This is a genomic window from Shewanella sp. UCD-KL21 (genome assembly GCF_001957135.1).
GTDB lineage: Bacteria > Pseudomonadota > Gammaproteobacteria > Enterobacterales > Shewanellaceae > Shewanella.
The window spans coordinates 83,559-109,651 of sequence record NZ_MPHK01000004.1; the positions used below are offsets into that span (position 1 = coordinate 83,559).

The 26,093-nt window shown below is 43.6% G+C and carries 23 protein-coding genes; 14 read left to right on the plus strand and 9 right to left on the minus strand.

What is annotated here, in order from left to right:
* Positions 1-309: 309 nt before the first annotated feature.
* Entirely contained in the window at positions 310-1,719 is a 1,410-nt protein-coding gene (gene glnA, locus BM739_RS05225) for a glutamate--ammonia ligase (RefSeq protein WP_076538111.1), read from the minus strand.
* 477 nt (positions 1,720-2,196) lie between these two features.
* Here glnA and typA point away from each other — a divergent pair, with 477 nt between their 5' ends.
* The 6 genes from typA (at position 2,197) to BM739_RS05260 (ending at position 8,533) form a co-directional block, all read left to right on the plus strand.
* Positions 2,197-4,014, plus strand: a complete 1,818-nt coding sequence (gene typA, locus BM739_RS05235; protein WP_076538117.1) for a translational GTPase TypA — start codon at positions 2,197-2,199, stop codon at positions 4,012-4,014.
* 172 nt (positions 4,015-4,186) lie between these two features.
* Positions 4,187-4,498, plus strand: coding sequence for a pyrimidine/purine nucleoside phosphorylase (locus BM739_RS05240; protein ID WP_076538119.1), 312 nt, complete (start codon positions 4,187-4,189; stop codon positions 4,496-4,498).
* A gap of 91 nt (positions 4,499-4,589) precedes the next feature.
* Positions 4,590-5,138: a DUF4124 domain-containing protein gene (locus tag BM739_RS05245; RefSeq protein WP_076538121.1), complete on the plus strand. Its 549-nt coding sequence runs from the start codon at positions 4,590-4,592 to the stop codon at positions 5,136-5,138.
* A gap of 126 nt (positions 5,139-5,264) precedes the next feature.
* On the plus strand, positions 5,265-6,302 hold the full coding sequence (glnL, locus tag BM739_RS05250) for a nitrogen regulation protein NR(II) (RefSeq protein WP_076538123.1): 1,038 nt from the start codon (positions 5,265-5,267) through the stop codon (positions 6,300-6,302).
* Positions 6,303-6,332: 30 nt separating this feature from the next.
* The gene (gene glnG / locus BM739_RS05255; protein WP_076538125.1) at positions 6,333-7,748 is read left to right on the plus strand and encodes a nitrogen regulation protein NR(I); all 1,416 of its coding nucleotides are present in this window, start codon (positions 6,333-6,335) and stop codon (positions 7,746-7,748) included.
* A gap of 269 nt (positions 7,749-8,017) precedes the next feature.
* Positions 8,018-8,533, plus strand: coding sequence for a gluconokinase (locus tag BM739_RS05260; RefSeq protein WP_076538127.1), 516 nt, complete (start codon positions 8,018-8,020; stop codon positions 8,531-8,533).
* Between the two features lie 150 nt (positions 8,534-8,683).
* Here BM739_RS05260 and BM739_RS05265 read toward each other — a convergent pair whose 3' ends face one another.
* Both BM739_RS05265 and BM739_RS05270 read right to left on the minus strand, forming a co-directional pair.
* Positions 8,684-9,553, minus strand: a complete 870-nt coding sequence (locus BM739_RS05265) for a cation diffusion facilitator family transporter (protein WP_076538129.1) — start codon at positions 9,551-9,553, stop codon at positions 8,684-8,686.
* A gap of 65 nt (positions 9,554-9,618) precedes the next feature.
* Positions 9,619-10,125: a Spy/CpxP family protein refolding chaperone gene (locus BM739_RS05270; RefSeq protein WP_076538132.1), complete on the minus strand. Its 507-nt coding sequence runs from the start codon at positions 10,123-10,125 to the stop codon at positions 9,619-9,621.
* A 566-nt stretch (positions 10,126-10,691) separates the two neighbouring features.
* On the opposite strand from BM739_RS05270, the gene BM739_RS05275 reads away from it, so the two are divergent.
* From BM739_RS05275 to trmL, 4 genes are all read left to right on the plus strand, one after another.
* Positions 10,692-12,134: a cytochrome C biosynthesis protein gene (locus tag BM739_RS05275; RefSeq protein ID WP_076538134.1), complete on the plus strand. Its 1,443-nt coding sequence runs from the start codon at positions 10,692-10,694 to the stop codon at positions 12,132-12,134.
* Positions 12,135-12,360: 226 nt separating this feature from the next.
* A complete protein-coding gene (locus tag BM739_RS05280; protein WP_076538136.1) occupies positions 12,361-13,047 on the plus strand; it encodes a response regulator in 687 nt (228 codons plus the stop codon).
* The gene (locus BM739_RS05285) at positions 13,047-14,432 is read left to right on the plus strand and encodes an ATP-binding protein (RefSeq protein ID WP_076538138.1); all 1,386 of its coding nucleotides are present in this window, start codon (positions 13,047-13,049) and stop codon (positions 14,430-14,432) included. The genes BM739_RS05280 and BM739_RS05285 overlap by 1 nt, the downstream gene beginning before the upstream one ends.
* A 60-nt stretch (positions 14,433-14,492) precedes the next feature.
* Positions 14,493-14,957 carry a tRNA (uridine(34)/cytosine(34)/5-carboxymethylaminomethyluridine(34)-2'-O)-methyltransferase TrmL gene (trmL, locus tag BM739_RS05290; protein ID WP_076538140.1) on the plus strand — a complete coding sequence of 155 codons (465 nt, stop codon included), beginning with the start codon at positions 14,493-14,495 and terminating at the stop codon, positions 14,955-14,957.
* 203 nt (positions 14,958-15,160) lie between these two features.
* On the opposite strand, the gene BM739_RS05295 is transcribed toward trmL, so the two are convergent.
* The 3 genes from BM739_RS05295 to BM739_RS05305 all read right to left on the minus strand — a co-directional run bounded on the left by BM739_RS05295 (position 15,161) and on the right by BM739_RS05305 (position 19,242).
* On the minus strand, positions 15,161-16,609 hold the full coding sequence (locus BM739_RS05295; RefSeq protein ID WP_076538142.1) for a pitrilysin family protein: 1,449 nt from the start codon (positions 16,607-16,609) through the stop codon (positions 15,161-15,163).
* The gene (locus tag BM739_RS05300) at positions 16,609-17,934 is read right to left on the minus strand and encodes a pitrilysin family protein (protein ID WP_076538144.1); all 1,326 of its coding nucleotides are present in this window, start codon (positions 17,932-17,934) and stop codon (positions 16,609-16,611) included. Before BM739_RS05300 ends, BM739_RS05295 begins: the two co-directional genes overlap by 1 nt.
* 69 nt (positions 17,935-18,003) lie before the next feature.
* Positions 18,004-19,242 (minus strand): amidohydrolase, encoded by a 1,239-nt coding sequence (locus BM739_RS05305; RefSeq protein ID WP_254843471.1) that lies wholly within the window; start codon positions 19,240-19,242, stop codon positions 18,004-18,006.
* 258 nt (positions 19,243-19,500) lie between these two features.
* On the opposite strand from BM739_RS05305, the gene BM739_RS05310 reads away from it, so the two are divergent.
* Positions 19,501-20,973 carry an ATP-binding cassette domain-containing protein gene (locus tag BM739_RS05310; RefSeq protein WP_076538148.1) on the plus strand — a complete coding sequence of 491 codons (1,473 nt, stop codon included), beginning with the start codon at positions 19,501-19,503 and terminating at the stop codon, positions 20,971-20,973.
* Between the two features lie 26 nt (positions 20,974-20,999).
* On the opposite strand, the gene BM739_RS05315 is transcribed toward BM739_RS05310, so the two are convergent.
* On the minus strand, positions 21,000-21,338 hold the full coding sequence (locus BM739_RS05315; protein ID WP_139326824.1) for a hypothetical protein: 339 nt from the start codon (positions 21,336-21,338) through the stop codon (positions 21,000-21,002).
* Positions 21,339-21,381: 43 nt separating this feature from the next.
* Complete coding sequence (locus tag BM739_RS05320) at positions 21,382-21,999, minus strand: tRNA-uridine aminocarboxypropyltransferase (protein WP_076538152.1); 618 nt, start codon at positions 21,997-21,999, stop codon at positions 21,382-21,384.
* Positions 22,000-22,148: 149 nt separating this feature from the next.
* On the opposite strand from BM739_RS05320, the gene BM739_RS05325 reads away from it, so the two are divergent.
* Positions 22,149-23,147: a putative porin gene (locus tag BM739_RS05325; protein WP_076538154.1), complete on the plus strand. Its 999-nt coding sequence runs from the start codon at positions 22,149-22,151 to the stop codon at positions 23,145-23,147.
* Between the two features lie 107 nt (positions 23,148-23,254).
* On the opposite strand, the gene BM739_RS05330 is transcribed toward BM739_RS05325, so the two are convergent.
* A complete protein-coding gene (locus tag BM739_RS05330; protein WP_076538156.1) occupies positions 23,255-24,457 on the minus strand; it encodes a multidrug effflux MFS transporter in 1,203 nt (400 codons plus the stop codon).
* A 115-nt stretch (positions 24,458-24,572) separates the two neighbouring features.
* Between BM739_RS05330 and BM739_RS05335 the strand changes: the two genes are divergently transcribed.
* Together BM739_RS05335 and BM739_RS05340 are read left to right on the plus strand one after the other, a co-directional pair.
* A complete protein-coding gene (locus BM739_RS05335) occupies positions 24,573-25,550 on the plus strand; it encodes a LysR family transcriptional regulator (RefSeq protein ID WP_076538158.1) in 978 nt (325 codons plus the stop codon).
* Positions 25,551-25,730: 180 nt separating this feature from the next.
* On the plus strand, positions 25,731-26,075 hold the full coding sequence (locus tag BM739_RS05340) for a hypothetical protein (RefSeq protein WP_076538160.1): 345 nt from the start codon (positions 25,731-25,733) through the stop codon (positions 26,073-26,075).
* The last annotated feature ends 18 nt before the right edge of the window (positions 26,076-26,093 follow it).

The following is a 26,093-nucleotide window of genomic DNA, read 5'->3' on the forward strand; positions in this document are numbered from 1 at the left end:
GCAATCATTTGCTATTAATCATGCGCGACTAATAATTAAAAGCGTGTATTTAAGTATATGTAGTAAAATCCATTTATTGCCAATTTGGTCATGATTAACAAGTCAGCATCTATTTGTTCATTTAATATACCGACAAACACATTGAATTTGTAAAATAGATTGTATAAAAATCAAACAGCCACTTTGCTAAATATCCGTCCACCCTGCCATTTTATGAATATGCAAAGATCAAAAAAGCCCTTACTGAAACCAGTAAGGGCTTTTTACTAACTATTATTTACTACTATAAAAGCGGTCTATAAAGACGTCTTATAGTGAATAGTAAAGTTCGAATTCAACTGGGTGAGTAGTACGTGCAACACGCTCTGCTTCACCTTGCTTGATAGCAATGTATGAATCGATAAAGTCATTAGTGAATACTTCACCTTTAACTAAGAACTCACGGTCCGCATCTAAGCTTGCAAGTGCATCTTCTAGTGACGTTGCCACTTGTGGGATCTCAGCTGCTTCTTCTGCTGGTAAGTCGTATAAATCTTTATCCATAGCTTCACCTGGGTGAATCTTGTTTTGGATACCGTCTAGACCTGCCATTAATAGCGCAGCAAAACCTAAGTATGGGTTTGCATGTGGATCAGGGAAGCGAGTTTCAATACGACGACCTTTAGGACTTGGTACCACTGGGATACGGATAGAAGCACTACGGTTACGTGCAGAGTAAGCAAGCATGACTGGCGCTTCAAAATGTGGCACAAGACGCTTGTAAGAGTTTGTGCTTGGGTTAGTAAATGCATTCAACGCTTTAGCATGCTTGATGATACCACCAATGTAGTAAAGAGCTGTTTCACTTAAACCAGCGTACTTGTCGCCTGCGAATAAGTTAACGCCATCTTTAGCTAAAGATTGGTGAACGTGCATACCACTACCGTTATCGCCCATTACTGGCTTAGGCATAAATGTTGCTGTTTTACCGTATGCGTGTGCCATGTTGTGCACAACATACTTAAGGATTTGAACTTCATCAGCTTTAGCAGTCAATGTGTTAAAGCGTGTCGCGATTTCGTTTTGACCGGCTGTAGCAACTTCATGGTGATGCGCTTCAACAACTTGACCCATTTCTTCAAGTACTAAACACATAGCACTACGTAAGTCTTGTGATGAATCAACGGGTGCTACTGGGAAGTAACCGCCTTTAACGAATGGACGGTGACCAGTGTTACCATCTTCATAACCAGTACCTGAGTTCCATGCCGCTTCTTTTGCATCAACTTTAGCAAAACAACCTGACATGTCAGCACCAAACTTAACATCGTCAAATAAGAAAAACTCTGGCTCTGGACCAATTAATACTGTGTCAGCAATACCTGTAGACGTTAAATATTCTTCAGCTTTTTTAGCAATCGAACGTGGGTCACGGTTGTAACCTGTCATTGTGCCTGGCTCTAAGATGTCACAACGGATTAGCGCAGTTGTTTCTTCTGTGAAAGGGTCAAGAACAAACGTGCTTGCATCTGGCATAAGTACCATGTCAGATTCGTTAATGCCTTTCCAACCCGTAATAGACGAACCATCGAACATTTTGCCGTCTTCAAAAAAATCTTCATCAACCTGATGAGATGGGATAGAAACGTGTTGTTCTTTACCTCTGGTATCGGTAAAGCGTAAATCAACAAACTTAACTTCCAATTCTTTAAGTTGCGTTAAAACAGATTCAGCTGACATTCTTAAGCCTCCGGTAGAGTAAGGGTATTCCCTTTTATAATTCAAGTTCACCACTATACTACGACATTAAAGACGCGTATGTGTCGAAATATCACATAATTGACAATCTTAAAGCTATTACCATGCCAATTGAATAAGTATATGATTTTTATATATTTGACTTAATAGCCAATTATCGAAAACACAATTTTGCACCATTTTAGAGCAAGCGTGCGCACCATTATGGTTCAAATGCTATTTTGGTGCGTGACTAAAAACACCGCGCTGATTGTTTGTCACATTTCTGAATCGTTACTATTATATGATGCTATAAATGCCAAAATTGATGGTTATTTTTTAGCTAATCACAAAGTGTACAAAAATAATCCTATCCGCAAAGCGTCTCGTGGAGTAGAATGGCACGCTTTTTTATGGTGGCTAAACTTAATGCCGCTATAAACTCCTATTTATTTGTTTGATGGTATAGAGGTTTTATCCGTGTTAGAGAATTTACGTAACATCGCCATTATTGCTCACGTCGACCATGGCAAAACGACCTTGGTAGACAAGCTTTTGGCACAGTCAGGCACCCTTGAAAGTCGAGGCGAAGCCGCAGAACGTGTAATGGATTCTAACGATCTTGAAAAAGAACGTGGTATCACCATTTTGGCTAAAAATACCGCCATCAAATGGAACGACTACCGTATTAATATCGTAGACACTCCTGGTCACGCCGATTTCGGTGGTGAAGTTGAACGTGTTCTATCTATGGTAGATTCAGTATTACTTTTAGTTGATGCAGTTGATGGCCCAATGCCACAAACTCGCTTCGTAACTAAAAAAGCGTTTGCTCAAGGCCTTAAGCCAATTGTTGTAATCAACAAGATTGACCGTCCAGGCGCTCGTCCTGATTGGGTTATTGACCAAGTATTCGATTTATTCGACAACTTAGGTGCAACTGACGAACAGTTAGATTTCCCTATCGTTTATGCTTCTGCATTAAATGGTTTCGCGACCCTTGATCCAGACGAAACTAGCGAAGACATGACTCCTTTATTCCAAGCAATTGTTGAAAAGGTTTCTTTCCCTGATGCTGATGCTGAAGGTGAATGTCAAATGCAAATTTCTCAAATCGATTACAACTCATATGTAGGTGTTATCGGTATTGGTCGTGTTAAACGTGGTAGCGTTAAGCCTAACCAACAAGTCACTATTGTTGGTGCAGACGGTAAGACACGTAACGGTAAAGTTGGCCAAGTATTAGGTTACATGGGTCTTGACCGTCACGAAGTTGCTGAAGCTAACGCTGGCGACATCGTTGCAATTACCGGTCTTGGTGAGCTAAAAATTTCTGACACTATTTGTGCTCCAGGTGCTGTTGAAGCCTTGCCAGCACTTTCTGTTGACGAACCAACACTAACCATGACTTTCCAAGTAAACACTTCTCCGTTTGCTGGTAAAGAAGGTAAGTATGTTACTTCACGTAATATCCTTGAGCGTTTAGAGCAAGAGCTAATTCATAACGTTGCATTACGTGTTGAAGAAACTGAATCTCCAGATCGTTTCCGTGTTTCAGGCCGTGGTGAATTACACTTAGGTATCCTAATTGAAAACATGCGTCGTGAAGGTTACGAGCTAGCGGTATCACGTCCAGAAGTAATCGTTAAAGAAATTGACGGTGAAATGTGCGAGCCATTTGAAACCTTAACCGTTGATGTTGAAGAAGAACATCAAGGTGCTGTAATTGAAAAATTAGGTACACGTAAAGGCGACATGAAAGACATGCAGTTAGACGGTAAAGGTCGTGTACGTATCGACTTTATCATTCCTAGCCGTGGCTTAATCGGTTTCCAAACTGAATTCATGACAGCGACTTCTGGTACTGGTCTTATCTACCATTCATTCGACCATTACGGTCCAGTGAAAGGCGGTGACATTGGTCAACGTGCTCGTGGTGTATTGATTTCAAACGCTACTGGTAAAGCACTGACGTTCGCATTGTTCGGTTTACAAGAACGTGGTCGTCTATTCATCGGCCATGCTGCTGAAGTATATGAAGGTCAAGTTGTTGGTTTACACGCTCGTGCAAACGACTTAACAGTTAACTGTTTGAAAGGTAAGCAACTTACAAACATGCGCGCATCAGGTACTGATGAAGCACAAGTGTTAACTCCGCATATCGAAATGACCCTTGAGCAAGCGCTTGAGTTCATCGATGATGACGAATTAGTAGAAGTAACTCCTGAGAACATCCGTGTTCGTAAGCGTTACTTAACTGAAAACGAGCGTAAGCGTCATAACCGTAGCGCTAAGTAATCGTTTTGATTAGTTAACTATCTCAAATTTTGAGAACCAAAAACCCGCTTATGGCGGGTTTTTTATTGGCTAAATATACTTAGCCGCAAAACAGCACATGACTTAATTTCACTTTTAAGTCACTTAAATCGACTATATATTTTCTCTCAATAATTAATCAGCAGAGAAAAATATGACCGTCATTAATCACGTTAACGTAGCCAAGCAAGCCAATGTTTATTTTGAAGGTAAAGTCATCAGTCGTACCATTCATTTTACGGATGAAAGCCAGCAGACTCTCGGAGTAGTATTGCCAGGCGAATACAGCTTTGACACTGCCGTCGCTGAAATCATGAATGTGACTTCAGGTTCATTTGAAGTGCTATTACCTAACAACACCGAATGGCAAACAGTGACTACTGGGCAACGCTTTACCCTAGCACCAAAGGTCACATTTAAAATCCGTACCCATGAAATTAGCGAATATTGCTGCCAGTACAATTAATTAGCCTATGTTAATCAGCAGTTAATACTGATCTTTAATGTAAAAGAGGCTAATATTGAAAGGTTTAAAGCTGAAGGCGAAGGAATCCCAAATGCGTTTAACCTTATTAATTACTCTTATTCTATGCAGTGTTATCTTTTCTATCGGTCATGCCACCGTGTATCGCTGGGTTGATGAACAAGGAAATGTACATTACAGCGACCAACCACGAGAAAATGCTGAACAAGTAGAGTTGAGTGAAAATACCCAAAACAGTGTTGCTGCGCCCAGCGTCATAGAAACAGACAGCAGCCCAAAAGAAGCTAAACCAGTTGAGTATCGGGTACGTATTGTTAATCCGACCCAAGAACAAACCATTCGCAATAACAATGGCAACTTTACTGTGGTTGCCAGTGCTGCACCAGAATTACCCAGTGGCTTTTTAATGGCGCTGTATATCGACGACTTACTTTATGGTCAGCCGCAATCAAGCAGTATTTTTAATGTCACCGAAGTGAATCGCGGTGAACATAATCTCGTGGTTAAAGTTTTGACCCAAAACGGCAAAGTCCTTGCATCAAGTTCTCCAAGAAAGATATTTCTACACCAAGCATCTGTTTTCTCAATCGCAAAGCCTCAACCTTTGCCAAGTAAAAAGTGATATATATCAAAAAGATAAATATTATAAATTAGAGATTGTTTTAACAAGTTGCCCGTGTAGAACAAGTTGCGCATCGCACCATTTTGGTGCAACATAGTAGTGCAACTCTACTTTGCAGGACACTTGATGGACATGAACAATCTGCTGAATCATTTGGTTACCGCTGTATTCGTTATCGATAACGAATTACGGCCGCGTTATGCCAATGCTGCAGCTGAACAACTTCTTGGTATTGGCAGCAATAAATTACTAGAGCAGCGTTTACCTGAGCTATATCAGTTCATGGGCGTTGAAGCCGAGCTACTCCAAGACTCGGTTAACGCAAATCAAGGGATCACCGTCAACACAGCGGCATTGATTACCCTTGATGGCGTGCACCACATCATCGATATCACCCTGATACCGATGGAAAGTGAAGACAACATCAGCCTGCTAGAACTACGTCAAGTAGATCAACAACATCGTATTCATCAACAACTTAATTTAGATGCGCAGCAACAGGCGGCACAATTTTTAGTGCGTAACCTCGCCCATGAAATTAAAAACCCATTAGGTGGCTTAAGAGGCGCGGCGCAACTATTATCTCGGGAGCTAGAAGACCCAAGCCTTAAAGAATTTACCGATCTGATTATTGAGCAAGCCGATAGACTACGAAATCTAGTTGATAAATTATTGGGACCTCAGCGCCCGACTCAACATGAAACCCACAATATTCATCAAATAGTCCAAAAAGTGCTGCGCTTAGTCGAGCTAACCCTACCAAGCAATATCCGCTTGGAGCGAGATTATGACCCTTCCATCCCCGATATGGACATGGATGCTGATCAATTACAGCAAGCAGTGCTCAATGTGGTGCAAAATGCCGCGCAAGCATTAGATCCTGATGGCGGAGAAATACTCATCCGCACTCGCACCCAGCATCAAGTCACCATAGGCACTAAGCGCTTTAAGCTGGTACTGGCACTGTCGATTATCGATAACGGTCCTGGGATCCCTGCAGAGCTATTAGATACCTTGTTTTATCCCATGGTCACCGGCCGTGAGGAGGGCTCAGGATTAGGATTATCCATCGCCCATAATATTGCACGATTACATGGAGGTCGGATTGATTGTATATCGGCACCGGGACAAACAGAATTTACGATTATTTTGCCATTACAATAATTTGCCAATGATGGCTTAAGAGGAAGTGATATGAACATAAGCGAACAAGTTTGGATCCTTGATGACGACAGCTCGATTCGCTGGGTTTTAGAAAGAGCCTTAGCGGGAGCTAAACTGACAACGGCAAGTTTTGCCGCTGCAGAGTCGTTATGGCAAGCCTTAGAAATATCTCAGCCTATTGTCATCGTCTCTGATATCCGTATGCCGGGTACCGATGGCTTAACCTTGCTTGATCGCTTGCAGATGCACTATCCGCATATTCCGGTGATCATCATGACGGCTCACTCAGATCTGGATAGTGCCGTCAGTGCCTATCAAGCAGGGGCTTTTGAATATTTGCCAAAGCCTTTTGATATTGATGAAGCCATTGCACTGGTAGAGCGCGCCCTGACCCATGCCACCGAGCAAGTACCGCCGCCTGCAGCTGAGCCTGAAAAGCTTAAAACACCAGAAATTATTGGTGAAGCACCGTCAATGCAGGAGGTGTTTCGCGCCATTGGCCGTTTATCTCGCTCATCAATTAGCGTACTTATTAACGGCCAGTCAGGTACCGGTAAAGAGTTAGTTGCTGGGGCTCTGCATAAACACAGCCCCCGTAAAGAAAGCCCCTTTATTGCCCTTAACATGGCGGCTATTCCAAAAGATTTGATTGAGTCTGAGTTATTTGGCCATGAAAAAGGCGCCTTTACTGGTGCAGCTAATGTGCGTCAAGGGCGCTTTGAGCAAGCCAATGGCGGGACTTTATTCTTAGATGAAATTGGTGATATGCCATTAGATGTGCAAACCCGTCTGTTGCGGGTTTTGGCTGATGGACAATTTTATCGGGTTGGCGGTCACATTGCGGTGCAAGTTGATGTACGTATTATTGCTGCAACCCACCAAGACTTAGAGTTACTGGTGCAAAAAGGCGATTTCCGTGAAGATTTATTTCACCGTCTCAATGTTATAAGAGTACATTTACCACCGCTTTCTCAACGCCGTGAAGATATTACTCAGTTAGCAAGCCATTTCCTCGCCACTGCTGCCAAAGAGATCGGCGTTGAGCCGAAAATCCTCACTAAAGAAACCGCTAAAAAACTTGAGCAACTGCCGTGGCCGGGTAATGTGCGTCAGCTTGAAAATACCTGCCGCTGGTTAACTGTGATGGCATCGGGGCAAGAAATCCTGCCTCAGGATTTACCGCCTGAGCTGCTAAAAGATCCCATCAGTGCCAGCGAGCGTGTTAATGGTGTTTCTGATTGGCAAATGGCGCTGACCCAATGGATTGATGAAAAGCTCTCTGCCGGTGAAAGTGATTTATTAACTAAAGTACAACCTGCCTTTGAGCGTATTTTACTAGAAACCGCGCTCAAGCATACTCAAGGCCATAAACAAGAAGCCGCTAAGCGTTTAGGTTGGGGACGTAACACCTTAACCCGCAAACTAAAAGAACTTGAAATGGATTAAAGTCCTGCTTATTTCGGCCTAAAAGGAGTCCTATTTCGATAATGAAATGACTCCTTTTTTATGACGATATTGATTTAGTTTTTTAGTTTAAGCACTATTAACTTAAGGTATCTGCATTATTAATTTAGAGTATAAGCATTAATCAGAGCTTCAAATATGGAGCGAGTAATAACTCTTAATTACCACCAACACATGAGCTGTAACGCCGCTAAGTGTAAGAATAAGTATAAGTATAAGTATATCGCTTAACATAACTGCAAGGACTGAAAATGGCCGCAAAAAGCATTATTGTCATGGGCGTATGCGCCAGCGGAAAGAGTAGCATTGCTGCCCGCTTAGCTGATGTTATCAAGGCTAAGTTTATTGACGGTGATGATCTGCACCCTAAAGCCAATATCATCAAAATGGCCAAGGGCGAAGCGCTCAATGATGCTGACCGCGCCCCTTGGCTTGAGCGCATAAGGGATGCAGCATTTAGCATTGAACAAAAAAATGAAACCGCTGTGATTGTCTGTTCAGCATTAAAACAAAGCTATCGCCAGCAAATACGCGAAGGCAATAATCATGTGGTTTTTCTGTATCTTGAAGGCAGTTACCAACTCATTTTACAAAGAATTCAAGCCCGTAATGGCCATTTTATGAAAGCTGACATGCTTGATAGCCAATTTGCCATCTTAGAAGATCCAAGCAATGAGCCTGGAGTGATCACAGTCAATATCGATAATTCTATTGAAGCCATTGTCCAGCAAGCCGTAAACGCTTTAACCGAGTTAGCATCAAGCTAATATTAACCTTAAGCATTATTTCGACCTTTCGCACATCGCTGGATTATGATGTAAAAAAGCCTTAACTGCATTGCAGTTAAGGCTTGTTATTTGGCTAATATTGCCCTTGATAGCAACAGTATTATCAACTGCAATTTATGTCATCAGCCATTAAATCGGGTCTTGGTGAATAATCACTTCGGCATCTTCAAACTCTGCCCGTAAGCGGTTTTCAGTACCGTCGGTAATTTCGTGGGCTTCAAGTAATAACAGCTGCCCATTTAATTCAATATGAAATTGAATGAAGGTGGTTTTACCGGCCTGACGCGTCCGTAAATCATGAATGCCATTTACTCGCGGATCTGCGGTGGCAATGGCAACAATCTGCGCCCGAGTGTCCTCATCCAGCTCCCGATCCAATAACGACTGAACCGAGCGATACGCTAAATCAAACGCTTGATGACCAATGTATAAGGCAATCAAAACCGCAAACAAGCCATCAGCCCACCACCAGCCATATTGTGCTAATACCAGTGCCAACAATACTGCGCCGTTTAAAAATAAATCAGACTTATAATGCAATGAATCCGCTTCGACTATGGTGCTGTTGGTCTTGGCTAAGGCTTTTTTCTGCAGTATCACCAAGGCAAAAGTCATGACCAAGGCAATAATGGAGACAATCACCCCAAGGCCTGCATGGGTCACTTCTACCGGATTAATTAACCGTTCACCACCATAAAACATCAACAAAAATGCTGAGCCTAAGATGAAAGCTGATTGGGCAAGTGATGCGAGAGGTTCGGCTTTACCATGACCATATCGATGGTCGTCATCAGCGGGTAAAATGGCATAGCGAATAGCGATGAAATTCACAATGGATGCTAAGGCATCAGCAAAGGAGTCAGTAAGGGAAGCTAACATACTCGCCGACCCTGAATAGAGCCAAGCGAGTAGTTTTATCACGATCAGGATTAACGCTGTTGCCACCGCGGCTCGGCTGGCAAGTTTTACCCAAAAATCGTATTCAGATTCTGCAGTCATAATAGAGAAAACACTAGTAATTAAGCCATTTAGTTAATCTCTATTATAGCGGAGTCTTGGTTTAATTAACGAGAACCTTTACCTTTTACCTTGGTAAAGCGTGATTCAAATTTCTGTTGCTGCTCTTCTGTCAAAATTTGATAGATTTCATTTTGCATTTTGAAGAAATTCATCATTTGTTGTGTTTGCTTCGCCTGCTTAGCAGCAATGATTTGCTCAGCTTGAGACTCATTAAAGTTGGCATCAGTAATTAACGCTAACATGTCTGCTTTATGTGCACTGCGCTGTTCTGCTGAAGGACGCTCGCCTTTTTCAGCTTTGTACTTAGCCATAATCGCTTTAACGTCAGTCTTTTGCGCTTCGGTAAGGTCTAAAGAACGTAGCATTTTACGTACGCCTTTATGCATGCTTTTACCGTGATGCTTGCCGCCGTGAGCACGTTCACCTTTTTGGGTTTGCTCAGTTTTAACTGAGGTATCTGCAGGCTCTGCGGCATAAAGTTGACCAGCTAATAATGCTGATGATGCTACTAGAGCTAAAACGCTGCTTTTCATCTTTAATCGTGTTTTCATAATCTCACCTTTTATCTCAAGTTATTGAACCCGCTAAGACCGACGGTTAACCATTTAATCCATTAAATGTAACCAATCAAAAACTCACCTTAGGCTCAAAATCGTTTGCGTTGTCAGCATGAAAATGAACATCGCACTGATAACGGGAACTGGGGTCACCTACATCTTGTTTCGTAGGAATGAAATAAGTTTAGCGAATGCAATGTCAATGAGGGTGTTGGCTCAGTAAAAAAATGTAAAGACCATTTTCTAATCAATACACATCTTGTTATTCAATAAAATTGCCCATAATCACGACCTCGATGCAGAGAATGGGAGCAAGCTCACGTATTAAAGGTTTGATCATTTTCATAATGAACAAAGTTACACTTGTAACATCAAAGTTAGCGCTAAGTAGTTAACATTATGAGACATTAGCTTTATAGCGAGCGCGACTTATCAGAGATAATTTAAGCGCATGTGAAAAATGATAGCTGCTATGAGTGGCAGACTAAAGTTATGAGTGACTGCTGCGCGTACATGTTATGAGTGACTAAATGCGGTAAATGATTGAATTGAGGTTATGGATGAACAAAGTTGTCAGCAATATCATTTTTATTGGTAGTTTATTATTTTCTGTCTGTGGTTTTGCACAAAGTAACGTGACACCCAGCCCGCACGAACCCAATGCCAATATTTGGGTTAATCAAACCCAAGCGGGCCCCGAGATTAACTTACACTTTTTTTGGTCTTCGACCTGCCCACATTGTAAGGAGGCTCACCCTTTTATAGATGCCTTAGCTGAGCGCTACAGTTGGATTCATTTACAAGATTACCTTATCAGCGAGCCCGGTAGTGTCGACAAACTCATGGCCGTGGGCGAATTAACTGGGGTTGAACCCAAGTCAGTGCCTTATTTCGCCGTCTGTGGTGAAGCCATTGCTGGCTACAACAGCCATGATGTCACCGGACGCTATATTCTGCAGCGCCTAGAGGCTTGTTATCAACGAAATGCAGGCAGCTTGCCAACCAAAGACTTAATGGCAGATTTCTATACCGATAAAACCGCTGCTAATAGTCCGCTTTTTGAAACCTGTGCTGATGATTCAAATCCAAATAACCCCGGCACTTGTGGGATGAACTTTAGTACGACTACTGGCGAACAAGCAAAACTTGATTCAACGCCACATATCCAGCCCGTAGATATTCCATTAATTGGTGCAGTACAACCAGAGCAAATGTCACTTCCGGTGTTGACCTTAGTCCTCGCTGGCGTCGATGCCTTTAACCCCTGCGCATTTTTCGTCTTACTATTTTTGCTTAGCATTATGGTGAATGCCGGTAGTCGCGGCCGCATGTTATTAGTGGGCGGTATCTTTGTGTTTTTCTCAGGCTTTATTTACTTTATCTTTATGAGCGCGTGGCTCAACTTATTCCAGTTACTTGGCGGTGGTGATGGCGGTTGGATAATTACTGGCGCAGGAGTTATCGCACTGGTGGCGGCTATCGTCAATATTAAAGATTTCTTCTTTGGTAAAGGCGATGTCAGTTTGTCTATGTCAGTTGAAAACCGTGGCAGCTTAATCAAACGCATGGGCAAATTATCTAAAGCCAGCTCTTTACCAAGCTTAATTTTGGGTTCGGCATTACTGGCGATTATGGCCAATGCTTACGAGCTACTCTGCACCGCGGGTTTCCCGATGATTTACACCTCAGTGTTATCAATTTCAGGGGTAGATACCGTGCAGCGCTATTTATACCTCATCGCTTATAACCTTATCTATATCATTCCATTAGCGACAATTGTCATCGTTTTTGCTGCCACATTAGGTAAACGTAAGCTCACCGAAAAAGAAGGTGAAGTACTTAAATTAATGTCTGGGATCATGATGCTAGGCTTAGGCAGCATGTTGGTCATTAACCCTATGGCGCTGCAAAACGTGGTGTTCTCTGTTGGGTTAATTGCCGGCTCAATTTTACTTACTTACATTGTGGTAAAAATTAAGCGCTATAAGCAAAAAGCCGTCTAATTTTTTATCTAGTAACATTATCAATGCGAGTGCTATTGCGTGGCACTCGCTTTTTGCTATTTTGATTAGACTGGCAAGCTTGGTTTATTGCTTGTTCCAGCCCATTTATAGCGATCACGAAACAATAACCACAGCTTAGTTGGCCAATATGTAAAAGAGTGCAATGTTGCTAAACTTGGCTACTCATTCGTTATATAGTGAATGCTTATTATTGAGCGAGGATCCCATGAGTCGAATTTTATTAGTCGATGATGACGCAGGTTTATCAGAGTTATTAGCCCAGCTTTTAGAGCTAGAAGGCTTTGAATTAACTCAAGCATTTGATGGTCAGCAAGGGCTAGATTTTGCGCAGAATCAAGATTTTGATTTAATCTTATTAGACGTCATGCTGCCAAAACTCAATGGTTTTGAAGTGCTGCGCGCCCTGCGCACCCAAAAGCAAACTCCAGTGCTGATGCTTACCGCTAGAGGCGATGAAATTGACCGAGTAGTGGGCTTAGAGATTGGCGCTGATGACTACCTACCAAAGCCGTTTAACGATCGTGAATTAGTGGCCCGTATACGCGCTATTTTACGCCGTTCTAGCCTCACTCAAGCAGATAATGGCGCCCAAGATACCATTAGCTTTGGTGATTTAAGCTTAGATCAAGCCAGACAAGAGCTGTACTGTAATGATCAGCTTATTATTCTTACCGGCACTGAATTCTCACTGCTTCATAGCTTGATCACTCAAGCTGGCGATTTGGTCACTAAAGAGCAGCTCAGTGAAACCGTATTAGGTAAAAAACTGATGCCATTTGACCGCAGTTTAGACATGCATTTATCCAACCTGCGCAAAAAATTACCTGAACGTCACGATGGTCGCCCTCGTGTTAAAACCATCCGTGGTAAAGGCTATATCTGGATCCCATAATGATTGAGTTGTCTTCGTTAAATCGTTTATTTGTCAAATTACTGCTGGGCTTTTGGCTTGGCAGTTCTTTAATTATTGGCTTTGTGGCTGTACTGCCTTTTTTGCAGCAAAGCCATGACAAACAGCCAATGACAGCCAAGCAGCAACAGCTACTTAAGCGCACCGCTAAACCATTTATTGAAGATCCTAAATTACTCGAAGATCACAAAGCCTTAAAACGCTTGCATCGCCATCGCAGTCCAAATGGCAAACTGATTAAGTTCTATATCACCAATGATCAAGATCTTGTCATTAATAGCAGGCAAGTCCCTAGAACCTTTAGAGAGTTCTTGCTAATTAGTGAAGAATTTAACGCGCCAATGAGCCATCAGTTCCGTGACGAATTGATTTTTGGGCCTTACAGCTTTACAGCTGGCGATCAGCAATATCGTATCTACAGCCGCGTGCCCGATAACCACCCTAGACCTTGGTTCTTTTTCTTTAATGACCATAAATTATTAACCACTATTATCGCCATGATCTTATCTGGCATCTTATGTGGCTTTTTAGCATGGTATTTAGGTAAGCCACTTCGCTCACTTAAGCATAGCTCTAACGCCCTTGCTAGCGGCGATTTAAGCGCTCGAGTCGATGACAGTATTGCCGCCAGAGGCGATGAAATGGGTGAGTTAGCACAAGCGTTCAATAGCATGGCTCAATCTATTGAAACCATGATGCATAACCAGCAGCGCTTAATGGGTGATATCTCCCATGAGCTGCGCACCCCATTAACGCGCTTACAACTCTCTTTAGCGCTGGCTCGCAAAAAACAGCAAAGCAGTGTCGAGATTGAGCGCATTGGTTATGAAGCTGAGCAGCTAGAAGCCTTGATTGCTGAATTGCTGACTTTATCGCGGGTGACCATCAGTAATACTGAAAATAAAGTCCATTTAGAGCTTGCCGAGTCTCTCAGTCAAATTCTTGATGATGCTGAGTTTGAGGCCGAGCAACAACAGAAAAAATTACTCATTGATATACCTGAAGATATCAGCCTTGATCACTACCCTAAAGCGCTTTCTCGGGCCATTGAAAATGTACTACGAAACGGCATCCGCTATGCCAATAGTGATATTTCAATCACCGCAGTGAAGCAAAACCAGCAGGTCGTGATCACCATTAAAGATGATGGTTCGGGTATTGAAGACGCTGATTTAGAAAAAATATTTAAGCCTTTTTATCGCCCTGATAGCTCAAGAGACAGAGAATCAGGTGGTTGGGGCTTAGGTCTGGCGATCACCCAAGCCGCCATCAAGCTCAATAAAGGCGAGATACATGCCAGCAATATAACCCCCCATGGGCTCAAGGTGGTCATTAGCCTGCCTGAGCGGATCAACAGTGTGAATTGATTACCACCAGCAGCTGGTTTTGCGTATAATTCCCAGCTCAATCAATGAAGGTAGCTATCCATGTTCCATATTGCGCTTTATGAACCAGAAATTGCCCCTAATACCGGTAACATTATCCGTCTTTGTGCCAACAATGGCGCTAAGCTACATTTAATTGAGCCATTAGGCTTTGATTTGGAAGAGAAAAAACTTCGCCGCGCCGGCTTAGATTACTCAGATTTAACCAATATCACCCGTCATAAAGATTTTGCCGCTTTCCTTGAAGTCATGGCAGGTAAACGCATTATGGCCTGCACCACCAAAGGCAGCCGTCCTCATACTGAGCTGTCGTTTGCTGCTGATGATGTATTGTTATTTGGGCCTGAAACCCGCGGTTTACCTATGGATATTATTGAGTCGATTCCCACTGAGCAGCGCTTACGTATTCCGATGACGGCTAACAGTCGCAGCTTAAACCTGTCTAACTCAGTGGCGATTATTAGCTATGAGGCTTGGCGTCAATTGGACTTTGCTGGTGCCAGCTAAGTTGTAGGTTTTAGGCTTTAGGTTTAGGTTTAGGTTTAGGTTTAGGTTTTTACCACGGTAAGTTTTAAACATTAATCTGGCTTATGTGGTTCAGGCTAAGTGATTCAGACTAAGTGCCTCATCCTAATCACACCATGCAGCCAACAAAAAGCCTCGCAATAGTGCGAGGCTTTATTATTTAACCCGTTCCGCGCTGAGACAACTTATTGCCCAAAGCCCACATCGGTAATACTCACCTTGGTAACCTCACCATACTGCTTGGCAATATCGGCAATCTGAGCCGCGTTACCCACCAGCACATACTGCAAATTGTCTTTTGGAAAGTAACGGCTTATGAGGCGCTGGGTTTCAGCTAATGTCAGCCCATCGACCTTGGCTTGAAACTCATTAATAAATGCATCGTCAAAGTTATAGATATACATATCAGCCAGTAACTCGCCCAGTTGGCCACCGGTTTCAAACTTTGGTGGGTACTGACCTTTAACATAGGCTTTGGCTGAATCTAGGGTTTGTTGATCAATGCCTTGCTCCCATAAGCGGCCATAGGTTTTTATGGCTAAGTCCATGGCTTCTTTGGTGGTGCTGGTTTTAGTAAAGGTGCTGATAGAGAACACCCCTGCAGCAGAATAAGCACTAAAGCCAGAACGCGCACCATAAGTGAGCCCGGCGTTAACCCGTAACTCATCATTAAGCCATGAGGTGAAACGGCCCCCTAAAATGGTATTGACTACCGTTAGCCCCACATAATCAGGGTTATCGCGCTTAATCCCCAAGCCGCCAATAACAAAGGTGGTTTCAATGGCATCGGGTTTATCAACTAATAACACCTTGCTGGCAGTTAATGACGCTAGCCCTTGAGTTAAATCAGGCTGCACCGCAGTTTCAGTGTTTTTCCAGCTGCCAAATGCCGTTGTTAGCTTGGCTTTCATGGTTGCGATATCAAAGTCACCCACCACGTTAATGGCGGTATTTTTGGGCTGAAAATAACTGTGATGAAATGCTCGCAGCTGAGCGACATTAATATCAGCTAATGACTTACTGTTGCCCGATACCGGATTGGCATAAGGGTGTTCACCAAATACTAACTTATTGTAGTAACGACCTATTACCGCCCGTGGGCTTTCTTTCGCTTGTGATAAGCCAACAATTTCGCGCTGTCTGAGCTTTTCAAATTCACTATGTTCAAACTCAGGGCTGATGAGCACTGGCTGGATAATATCGAGCATGGAATCAAGATCTTTACTCATAAAATCTGCTTCCAGCATCATGCTTTCACGCCCTGACGCTGTAGATAGGCTTGCGCCGAGAAAATCCACCGTTTGCTCAATTTCTGCTTTGCTTTTACCGCCAGCGCCCAGTAATAAACTTTTCATTGTCATATACGACACCCCAGATGTGGTGTCATTTACCGCGCCTGCGCGCACAACGGCATTAAAGTTAATTATCGGCACTTCTTGTTGCACCATCAAATTAACCAGTAAGCCATTTTTAAGGGTAACAGATTGATACTGCGGCATACTGAAACTACCAGTATCTAAGGGTTTGCTTGACTCAGTCGTGGCTTTACAACCCGCCAGCCCCACACCACAAGCAAGCACTATGGCTGATACCGTTAAGGCGCTGGTCTTTTTAAGCTTTATCAATGACATCATTAGTCAGCTCCCTCTGTGGCGGCTAACACACCCACGGTGCGATTGGCCTTACGTAAATAGGTTTGCGCAACACGCTGAATATCTGCAACGGTTACCTTGTTGTAGGCTGCTGGCGCACTAAACAGTTTGTCATAACTGCCAAAATACAGCTCATAACGGCCTAATGTATTAGCGCGACCATTGATGGTTTGCATGGTGCGATAAAAATCCATTAGCTTGATATTTTTGACTTTTTCAAGCTCTTGCTCGCTAACGCCTTCAAGGGCAATACGGTTTATCTCAGCAATCATTGCGGCTTCTAATTGCAATGCATCAATCGCTGCATTGGCGACCCCAAGAAAGTAAAACAGATTAGGGTCAAATGACATGGGTAAATATGCCATCACATCGGAGGCCAGTTGCTTATCCACCAAGCCTTGATAAAGGCGTGAGCTATTACCTTCACTGAAAATAGTGCTGAGTATATCTAGCGCATAATAATCGGCATGTTTCGTGGATGGCACATGATATGCCAGCATCACATTGGGGGTAGTGACAGAGGCTTTTTCAACAAAGACTCGGCGCTCACCTTTTTGCAATGGCTCGACGGTGCGAACGGCTAATGGCGCGGGCTGGGCGGCAATGACGCCAAAGTATTGCTTAGCTAAACGCTTCACCTCAGCGGTTTTAACATCACCTGCGATCACCACCACAGCATTGTTGGGTGCATAGTAAGTCTTATGGTATTGCTGTAAATCCGCTAACGACCAGGCGGCAATATCTGACTCATGGCCAATTACCGGCCAGCTATAAGGATGAGCTCTAAACGCCGCCCCTTTTACTTCTTGTTGCAAGGTGCGCCAGTTGGAGTTTTCAAGCCCAGTGGTGCGCTCTGATTGCACCACACCGCGCTCGCTTTCGACCATCTGCGAATTAATATCTAAGTTCGCGATGCGATCAGCTTCGAGATCAAAAATGGTCTCTAACGCATTGGCAGGAAACCAATTGGTGTATACCGTGGTGTCTTCAGTGGTATAAGCATTATTAGCGCCACCCGCGGCTTCCATGGTGCGGTCAAACATTTTAGGGCCATATTTTTTTGAGCCGTTAAACATCATGTGCTCGAAAAAATGCGAGATCCCAGTAATGCCCGGCGCCTCATTACGAGAACCCACTTTCCAAAACAAATACATATTGGCATTGGGAATGCTGCTATCTTCTAGCACCATAATTTTCATGCCATTATCCAGAGTAAAGCTATTGATATCCTCGACTGTGGTGGCCATCGCCGCGGTACTCACCCAGCAACTGAGTAAGACCCATAACGCGCTGATGTTGCGTTTCATAATGGTTTCCTTGTAAGTCATTGCAATGAACAACAGGCCAGCTGCAACCTGTTGTTGGTATTTTTTCGCTTATTTCACCGCGCCTAGCGCAGTTAATGCCAGCTGAGTCATGGTTTCAACGCCCACTTTTAAGGCTTTTTCATCAACAAAAAATGCTGGCGAATGATTACTGGCGACAGTGGCAGGATCGGTGCCTGCTGGCGTCACCCCTAAAAAGTAAAACAGCCCCGGCGTTTCAAGCGCATAGTAGGAGAAGTCCTCAGCGCCGGTAATAAGCCCTGGCTCAATAAGATTATCATCGCCCACAACCTCACGAATAACCGGACGCATTTTTGCCACTAATTCAGGGTTATTCACCGTAACCGGATAACCTGCATCAATCACTGTAGTAGCTGTGGCGCCGAGGGTTTGAGCGGAAAGGGTCGCGATTTCAGCCAGCTTTACTTTTATGTCGGCGCGCATATCTTGATCAAAGGTTCGGATAGTACCAATTAACTCAACTTCATCAGGGATGATGTTGGAGCGAATGCCGCCATTAATGGCGCCAAAACTCACCACAGCCGGCGCTTTAGTCACATCCACTTGGCGGCTAATAATGGTTTGCACGCTATTAATAACTTGCGCTGAAGCCACAATCGGGTCCACCCCGCCCCAAGGACGAGAGCCATGGGTTTGGCGACCCTTTACTGTAATAGTAAATGAATCTTCTGAAGCCATCGCCGGGCCTGCTCGCAAACCAATCATCCCTGTGGGCATACTTGAGGTCACGTGCATGCCAAACACTTGATCAGGTTTACGGCTAGCAAATAAGCCTTCTTTAAGCATTAACTCTGCGCCGCCTTCTTCACCCGCTGGCGCGCCTTCTTCTGCTGGCTGAAAGATAAACATCACATCGCCAGCAAGGCTGTCTTTAGACTTAACTAAATTCTCAGCCACGCCCATTAACATCGCCACATGGGTGTCATGACCACAGGCATGCATCACCCCAACTTTTTGGCCACGATAAGTATCAGTAGCTTTGGAGGCAAAAGGTAAATCAACCTCTTCTGTGACTGGCAATGCATCCATATCTGCGCGAATGCCGATTAGCGGCCCAGGCTTTGCGCCCTTTAATATCGCCACCACACCAGTATGAGCAATGCCGGTTTGCACTTCTAAGCCTAAAGACTCAAGGTGCTTGGCAATCACTTTACTGGTTCTAAACTCGCGGTTAGACAGTTCAGGGTGCTGATGTAAGTCGCGGCGCCACTCCAACACCTTAGCTTCAACATCGCTTGCAAGTTGAGCTGCGTTAGGGGTTTGAGCCATTATCGAACCAGAAAAAGTGCCAGAGGCAACTGCAAGGCAAGCAGCAAGTATCGTTAAGCGCATAAATCATCCATGTTTTTATCATTTTGTTAGTATTTCAATCTACCGCGTATCCCTTGAATTGTTAAATATTTTGTTATCCAAAGCACATTTGAAATTGTGTCGATTTGTTTTGAGCGGCTCAATAAACACTATGGTTGATGACATTGTGTTGATAATCTATGACCACTATTAAATTTACATCGAGAGTCCTAGCCCATGAAAATCACCTTTGAGCAATTAACCGCAGCCGGTGCCAGTAACTCATTGGAGATTGAACAGTGGTTAATTGAAGATCGCCAATCCTGGGGAGTATTCAGCGCCCACAGTGATATTGGTGCCATGCTCGGTGACTTATTAGCAGATGTGCCCGTGGGCGTTGGCTCTGACACATCAAGCATTGAGCTCACCACAGGTTCGATACATAAAACCTCAGGCCAAATTGCTCAAGTGTCACTCGCTGAGCAACAAAGGTTATTAGCACTTGAACTCGCCAATGATGACAGTGACTTTTTAGATTATGCCGATAAAGGCACTACGGTCGCAGGATTAATTTTTGCCCATTGCCATAAGCAAACATTGACCGACAAACTGCTTGAGGAGCTTGATTTAGTTCAGCTGCAACAGCGCGGGTTTCGTGAACTTTCAACGGGCGAAACCCGTCGTTTGATGCTGGCCATTGCCCTTGCTAGCGAGCCGGACTTTTTAGTGTTAGATAATCCCTATTCAGGGCTCGACATTAGCCATCGTCAAAGCTTAACGGCTTATCTCAGTCAGCTTGATATTCAAATGATGGTGATATTTTCTCGCGAGGAAGATATGCCCACATGGATAGATCAGATTGCTATATTCAGCCACAGCAAACTTGATAGCATCATGGATAAAGCTAGCTGGGAGCAACACCCTGTTATTAGCCAAATTACCGCCCAATCTAAAGTCCAAAGCCAGCAAATGCTGGCAATCATGCAGCGCCACCGCCATCAAAGCCCATTTGACAACCCCATCTTTGAACTTAAAAATGGCAAGGTGGCTTACAGTGATAAAACCATTTTTACTGAGGTTAATTGGCGTATTGATAAAGGCCAACACTGGCAGGTAAAAGGCCCCAATGGCTGTGGTAAAAGTACCTTGTTAGGGCTTATTTTTGGCGATCACCCACAATGCTACAGCAATGATATTCATATCTTTGGTAAGCAACGTGGCACTGGGGAAAGTATTTGGGAAATAAAGCAGCATATCGGTATGGTGTCATCGGCATTACACTTGCAATATCGCGTTGGTTGCAGCGCTAAAGATGTGATTTTATCCGGCTTTTATGACTCTATTGGCCTGTACCAAAAAGCCACTCAAGCCCAGCAAGATATCGCCCAAGATTGGCTCAGCATTTTACATATGTCCCACTATGCCAAAGTCTCGTTTAAGCAACTGGATTACAGCCAACAGCGGCTATTATTAATTGCCAGAGCGTTAGTTAAACAGCCAACATTATTGATTTTAGATGAACCCTATCAAGGGTTAGATTATCTGGGTATTCGCTTAGTCAAAAATACCCTTGAATTGATCGCCAGAGAAAACCTCAGTCAGCTGCTGTATGTGTCCCATTATCATGAGGACAGTTTAGACAGCATTAATAACTATCTGGAATTTGTTGCCGATGAAGCAAGCGGTGGCTATAAAGCGCTCATCAGCTAGTTAATAGTGCTGCATTGCCAAAGCGCTTACTTTTCTTCTATTTTGCGCTCTTTGGCAGCAGCCTCTTTGGCCTCACGCAGATATTTATCAGCTCGGGACTCGCGCTCTTTAAATTGCTCTTGTGCTTTTTGTTGCTGCTGTTGTTGCCACTCGCCTGGCTCTTGGCGTTCAATTATTTCTTGCTCACGGCTGCTAGTGTCACTGGCAGCTTTACGGGCTTTTTCAAGCTGAGTTTGCTCAGTCTTTTTAGAGTCAATTCGGCCTTGTTCAGCTTGTTGCGACAAGGTCAGTCGTGGCTTATCAGATGCCTGAGCGGTAACTGACATCATGCCTAACACACCTGAAAGCAGCAATACTTTGGTCATTAGCCTTAATAGACTGTTTGAATATAAATTTAGCGACATACAATTAACCTTCCTGGTTGTTTTTAGACTCAATATAACGGGCTCGCACCTCAGCAGGCATGGCGTTGAGCTTATGTTGCACCATGGCATCAAAAGCACTAAATAGCGGGTTGATATCAAGTTCGCTATCGATTGCTTGCAAGGTATAAGCGGTGGCTTCCAGTGTTGATAAACTGTCGCTACGTTTTGCCTTGCGAATAAGATATTGGGAAACCCCTTCAAATTCAATATGCAATGCCGGAAGATCCAATAACCACGGATTAAGCTGCAACATTTTAAATGCTTTACGCCAGGTGCCATCAATTAATAAAATGCAGCAATCTGCTGGTACTGACGAGTCCGCTGCATTTTGACTATTCTCACTGGGATACACTAGATACACAGGTTTGTTGGCCGCTGCCAGCTGTTGTCGTAATAGCGCAAAATCATCGGCGCTTTCACCCACCACCACTTGAGTTTGCGGCAGGGTTAAACTCAGCAATTTAACAGTATTTTTTGCATGCTCAACTTCAGAGGGATGCTGCAGCACAATCACCTCAGTTTTAGCCGTCATCTTAGTCACGCTAGCACAGATACAAGCCGACTGCGGGTAGCCACATTTTTGACAATACACTCTACTCATTAAACACCAAACACCTTGCTAAATATGTTGCAAAATATGTTGCAAAATAAAACGATAAAGGTATGTTTACCTCGCAGGTAAATTTTAAGGTACTAATTTACCTGCTAATTTATTAGATAAACAAGCTCAATTAAACTCAAGGAAGAATTATGACTCGTAGCAAGTTATCACTGGCAGTGATGCTTTATCTCGCTAGCAGCGCCGCTTTTGCCGCTGACAACACCTTTAATCATGAAGCTGAAATCGGCTTTCTCGACACCAGCGAAAGCTCAGACGGATTAATAAGCGCTAAATATAGTTATTATTTTCAAGGGGTCAAGCAAAATGATGCCCCTTATGAACTGGCAACATTTTTAAGCCAATCTTCTGTGATTTCAGCCCGCTATGCAATGACAGAACACCAAGATCTGTATGAGCTTTCAGGCGAATATGTGTTTGACTCAAAATTCTTTGTTGGCGGCGCTTATTCTCGTCTATCAACAGAACGTAACTGGGGACCAAATACTGATTTAGATACTTATGAACTCAAAGCAGGTTATTATTTTAACCCACACGCTAAATTAACCTTGTCATATCAGACCAATTCGGACTCAGATTCTGAACATAGATCTAATGATGTTTACGGTGATTATAACCGAGATTCAAGTGAAGATTATGATGGTTTCGCATTAGAATATCAGCATTACTTACCGTTCGAAGCGACATCAGGCCTTATGCTTACAGCAATTGCTAGCTACTCAAATACTGATTCTGAATACGACAGCAAATACGATACTCTTTTTTTAGATGACAATGATGAAGTTGTTGAGGCTAGAATTGAAGCTGCTAATGAGGGTACAACAAAAGAAACCAACCTAGGGATTGATGCTGATTGGTATATTACCAATTCATGGTCTGTTGGAGGCGGGTATCAATACCGTAATTATGACCACGACAGTTCATATCGTTTTTCCCAAGAAACTGCTGATGAGATATATGAGAGTAACCGAGACTATAGTGATTCTGACAGCTTTAGTATCTATAACCTTAACACCAGCTACTTTTGGCATTTTTCTAAATACATATCAGCTAGAGCCGCTATTGAGCAACGCTTTGTTGATAGTGAATCTGACACCACCTTTGGCATCGCCATTAACGGCCGATTCTAAAATCAGCTTTTAGCGCTTATAAGAAATGCTAGCAACACACAAAAAATGCCTAACGATAATTATCCTTAGGCATTTTTTATTAACAGCTTATCTGAGTAAAACTAGATTTATGGATGCACTTGCTCAACATGTAAGTGATTCAAGCGTTTTGATGACATAATAATGAGTAACACCAATGACAAGCCGCCCATTAATATCGCTACCGCATAAGGCGCCGTAATATCGGTCATTTGAATGAGTGCGGCCAATACTGACGCGCCGCTCATTTGAATACAGCCTAGCATGGCCGCTGCCGTGCCAGCGCGCTCACCAAAGGCTGATAGTGCCATACTGGTAGCAGGGCCGAGTAATATCGCAAAACCAATACATAGCAGCATCATAGGTAGCATAAAGCTAAAGCCTGCAGCTAAGCCGGTTTCAGGTCCTACAAGTTGCATCACCACCTCAAGAATTGCCGCTGTGAGCATCAAGGCTAAGGCCAGCACCACACCCGGGCGATTACCAATACGTTTAACTAACACTGGCGCGGCAAAACAAGCGGCAATGTTAACTACGGCGTTTAGACCAAATAAGCCACTAAATGCCAGTTCACTGACCCCTAAATGGCCAATTAACCACATAGGTGAGTACGACACATAGGTAATAATAGATGCCATTGCTGCCATACAGGTTGCAGCATAAAACATAAAGTGAGGGTCACTTAATACTGGCTTGTAACGTCCCCAGCGATAAAGCTTACCGCTAGTGTCTGTGCTTGCTGGACGAGTTTCTGGGAACTTAAAGATCACGATAGCCAATACGATAATGGCGTACAGCGCCATAAAGATAAAGGTTGAGCGCCAGCCAAACTGCAGGGCTAATAAGCCGCCCAATGTTGGTGCCAGTGCCGGAATAACACAAATGGCGCCATTTAAATAACTGTACATCTTGACGCTTTCTTGGCTGGTATAACAGTCTCGCACCGCACTGAATACCACAATCGAGGTGGAACAAGCTGCCAAACCTTGCAGCACCCGTGCAAGTTGCAATACCTCAAACTCCACCGCCGTAGCGCCAATTAGGCTACTCACGCCATATAACACAATGCCGAATAAGGCGATGGGTTTGCGGCCAAAGCGATCCGCCAATGGACCAATTAGGATTTGTCCCAGCCCCATGGCAAACAAAAACAACACTAATGTTGACTGAATTTGGCTACCACTTACCCCATACTCTAACGCCATGGTTGGCATTGATGGTAAATATATATCGATGGCTAATGGGCTCAATAGCACCATAAACATCAGTATCGGTAGCAGGTTACGTCTCATTTAATTTGTCTCTTACATTGCATGATAATCATTAATTGGGCGGCATTTTAGACTACTCATGGTATGAATAGAAATGGTATTATTTTCTAAGTAAATTTCCTTTGAGGAATATCACGTGAATATTGATAATCTCGCTAAAATAGACTTAAACCTGCTGGTCATTCTACAAGTCTTACTTGAAGAACAATCGGTCACTCGCGCCGCAAACCGCCTGCATTTAAGTCAGTCAGCGTTAAGCAAAAGCCTGAATCGACTGCGGGTAACGTTAGACGACCCGCTATTTCAGCGTACAGCTCATGGGTTAAAGCCCACTGCCCATGCGGTAAATCTTGCCCAACAATTACCTCAGCTACTGCAAAGTTTGCATCAAATAGTCCAACCACCAAGCTTTATTGCTGCCACTAGCCACCAGCATTTTTCATTTGCCATGGTCGAAAGCGCCTACGAAACCTTGCTACCATATTTTATCGGTACCATTTTAAGAGAAGCACCCAATGTAAAGTTAGACTCTTATGTGTGGACTGAAAAGTCGATGCAAGACTTACAGCTGGGTCAAATCGATTTTGGTATTGCTGGTCGTGATACTCATCCTCAAGCTGATTTTAAAATAGAGCAGCTGCCCGATGGGATTAAATATCGGACCTTATTTAAAGATAAGCAAGTGTGCTTAATCCGCCAAGATCATCCGCTAATGGCACAAATTAAAGCCGGTCAGTGGAATAGAGAGCTGTACCTGCAAATGGCTCATGTGCAGGTGCGCTGTGAAGGCAATGATTGGTGGGCGCTGGATTACCATCTGGCAGAGCAAAACTTACATAGGCGCATTAGCTCTACCGTGCCAGATTTTTATGGCGCAGCCAGTATTTGCGCCCACAGCGACCTAATTTTTACTTTGCCATCGAGCTTTGCAAGGCATGCCGCACTACTTTATCCACTGGTTGAAATTCCGCTGCCGTTTGAATTTATGCCCATGGCCTATGTGTTACTGTGGCATGAACGCAACAGCCAAGCACCGGGCCACCTTTGGTTAAGGAATGTCATTTGTGGCAGTGTGGCTGAAGCCACAAAACAAACGGCGGTCACGCAGGCTTAAATTGCGGCTCAAATTGCGGCTCAAATTGCTGCCCTAATTACTGCAACAATGCCCAAACATTAACCATGATTAACGTGACCTCAATGCTAGGATCATCGATAGTCATGGTTCAAGTATTAAATTCATCGTGATCCAGTGCCATTTTGATGACGATGTTTAAAGGTTATATTAGGAGTAACAATGAACTTTAACCACATGTTTAATCAACCGAATTTAAAACAGCGCCTCGGGAGTTTGCACCCACTATTATCATTATTATTAGTGATTGGAATTTCGTTGACCTCGATAGTGTTATTACCGTTTTTACTGATGTTTGCTCTAGTCAGCTTCATCGGTTTGAACTTATTAGGGCGTAAATACCTAGCCCCTAAAATGCAGCCTATTTATAGCCAGCAGTCTCAAACAAATGAGTTTTACCGCAGCAATCCCAACATGCAGCGAGAATCATCAATCTACAAATCAGAGATGTTCCGTAAAGCCAGCCCCAGCAACAGCGGGCGCACCTTTGAGCACAATCCTGATTAACAAGCTGGTTAACGTTTA

What these genes read in the sequence shown, in the direction of transcription:
- BM739_RS05240 (WP_076538119.1), top strand. Translation starts at nt 4,187, where the DNA reads ATGACCGTCATTAATCACGTTAACGTAGCCAAGCAAGCCAATGTTTAT.
- BM739_RS05305 (WP_254843471.1), bottom strand. Translation starts at nt 19,242, where the DNA reads ATGGCTCAAACCCCTAACGCAGCTCAACTTGCAAGCGATGTTGAAGCT.
- glnG (WP_076538125.1), top strand. Translation starts at nt 6,333, where the DNA reads ATGAACATAAGCGAACAAGTTTGGATCCTTGATGACGACAGCTCGATT.
- BM739_RS05320 (WP_076538152.1), bottom strand. Translation starts at nt 21,999, where the DNA reads ATGAGTAGAGTGTATTGTCAAAAATGTGGCTACCCGCAGTCGGCTTGT.
- BM739_RS05280 (WP_076538136.1), top strand. Translation starts at nt 12,361, where the DNA reads ATGAGTCGAATTTTATTAGTCGATGATGACGCAGGTTTATCAGAGTTA.
- trmL (WP_076538140.1), top strand. Translation starts at nt 14,493, where the DNA reads ATGTTCCATATTGCGCTTTATGAACCAGAAATTGCCCCTAATACCGGT.
- glnA (WP_076538111.1), bottom strand. Translation starts at nt 1,719, where the DNA reads ATGTCAGCTGAATCTGTTTTAACGCAACTTAAAGAATTGGAAGTTAAG.
- BM739_RS05270 (WP_076538132.1), bottom strand. Translation starts at nt 10,125, where the DNA reads ATGAAAACACGATTAAAGATGAAAAGCAGCGTTTTAGCTCTAGTAGCA.
- BM739_RS05285 (WP_076538138.1), top strand. Translation starts at nt 13,047, where the DNA reads ATGATTGAGTTGTCTTCGTTAAATCGTTTATTTGTCAAATTACTGCTG.
- BM739_RS05315 (WP_139326824.1), bottom strand. Translation starts at nt 21,338, where the DNA reads ATGACCAAAGTATTGCTGCTTTCAGGTGTGTTAGGCATGATGTCAGTT.
- BM739_RS05330 (WP_076538156.1), bottom strand. Translation starts at nt 24,457, where the DNA reads ATGAGACGTAACCTGCTACCGATACTGATGTTTATGGTGCTATTGAGC.
- BM739_RS05275 (WP_076538134.1), top strand. Translation starts at nt 10,692, where the DNA reads ATGAACAAAGTTGTCAGCAATATCATTTTTATTGGTAGTTTATTATTT.
- BM739_RS05300 (WP_076538144.1), bottom strand. Translation starts at nt 17,934, where the DNA reads ATGAAACGCAACATCAGCGCGTTATGGGTCTTACTCAGTTGCTGGGTG.
- BM739_RS05265 (WP_076538129.1), bottom strand. Translation starts at nt 9,553, where the DNA reads ATGACTGCAGAATCTGAATACGATTTTTGGGTAAAACTTGCCAGCCGA.
- glnL (WP_076538123.1), top strand. Translation starts at nt 5,265, where the DNA reads ATGGACATGAACAATCTGCTGAATCATTTGGTTACCGCTGTATTCGTT.
- BM739_RS05325 (WP_076538154.1), top strand. Translation starts at nt 22,149, where the DNA reads ATGACTCGTAGCAAGTTATCACTGGCAGTGATGCTTTATCTCGCTAGC.
- BM739_RS05340 (WP_076538160.1), top strand. Translation starts at nt 25,731, where the DNA reads ATGAACTTTAACCACATGTTTAATCAACCGAATTTAAAACAGCGCCTC.
- BM739_RS05310 (WP_076538148.1), top strand. Translation starts at nt 19,501, where the DNA reads ATGAAAATCACCTTTGAGCAATTAACCGCAGCCGGTGCCAGTAACTCA.
- BM739_RS05245 (WP_076538121.1), top strand. Translation starts at nt 4,590, where the DNA reads ATGCGTTTAACCTTATTAATTACTCTTATTCTATGCAGTGTTATCTTT.
- BM739_RS05260 (WP_076538127.1), top strand. Translation starts at nt 8,018, where the DNA reads ATGGCCGCAAAAAGCATTATTGTCATGGGCGTATGCGCCAGCGGAAAG.
- BM739_RS05295 (WP_076538142.1), bottom strand. Translation starts at nt 16,609, where the DNA reads ATGATGTCATTGATAAAGCTTAAAAAGACCAGCGCCTTAACGGTATCA.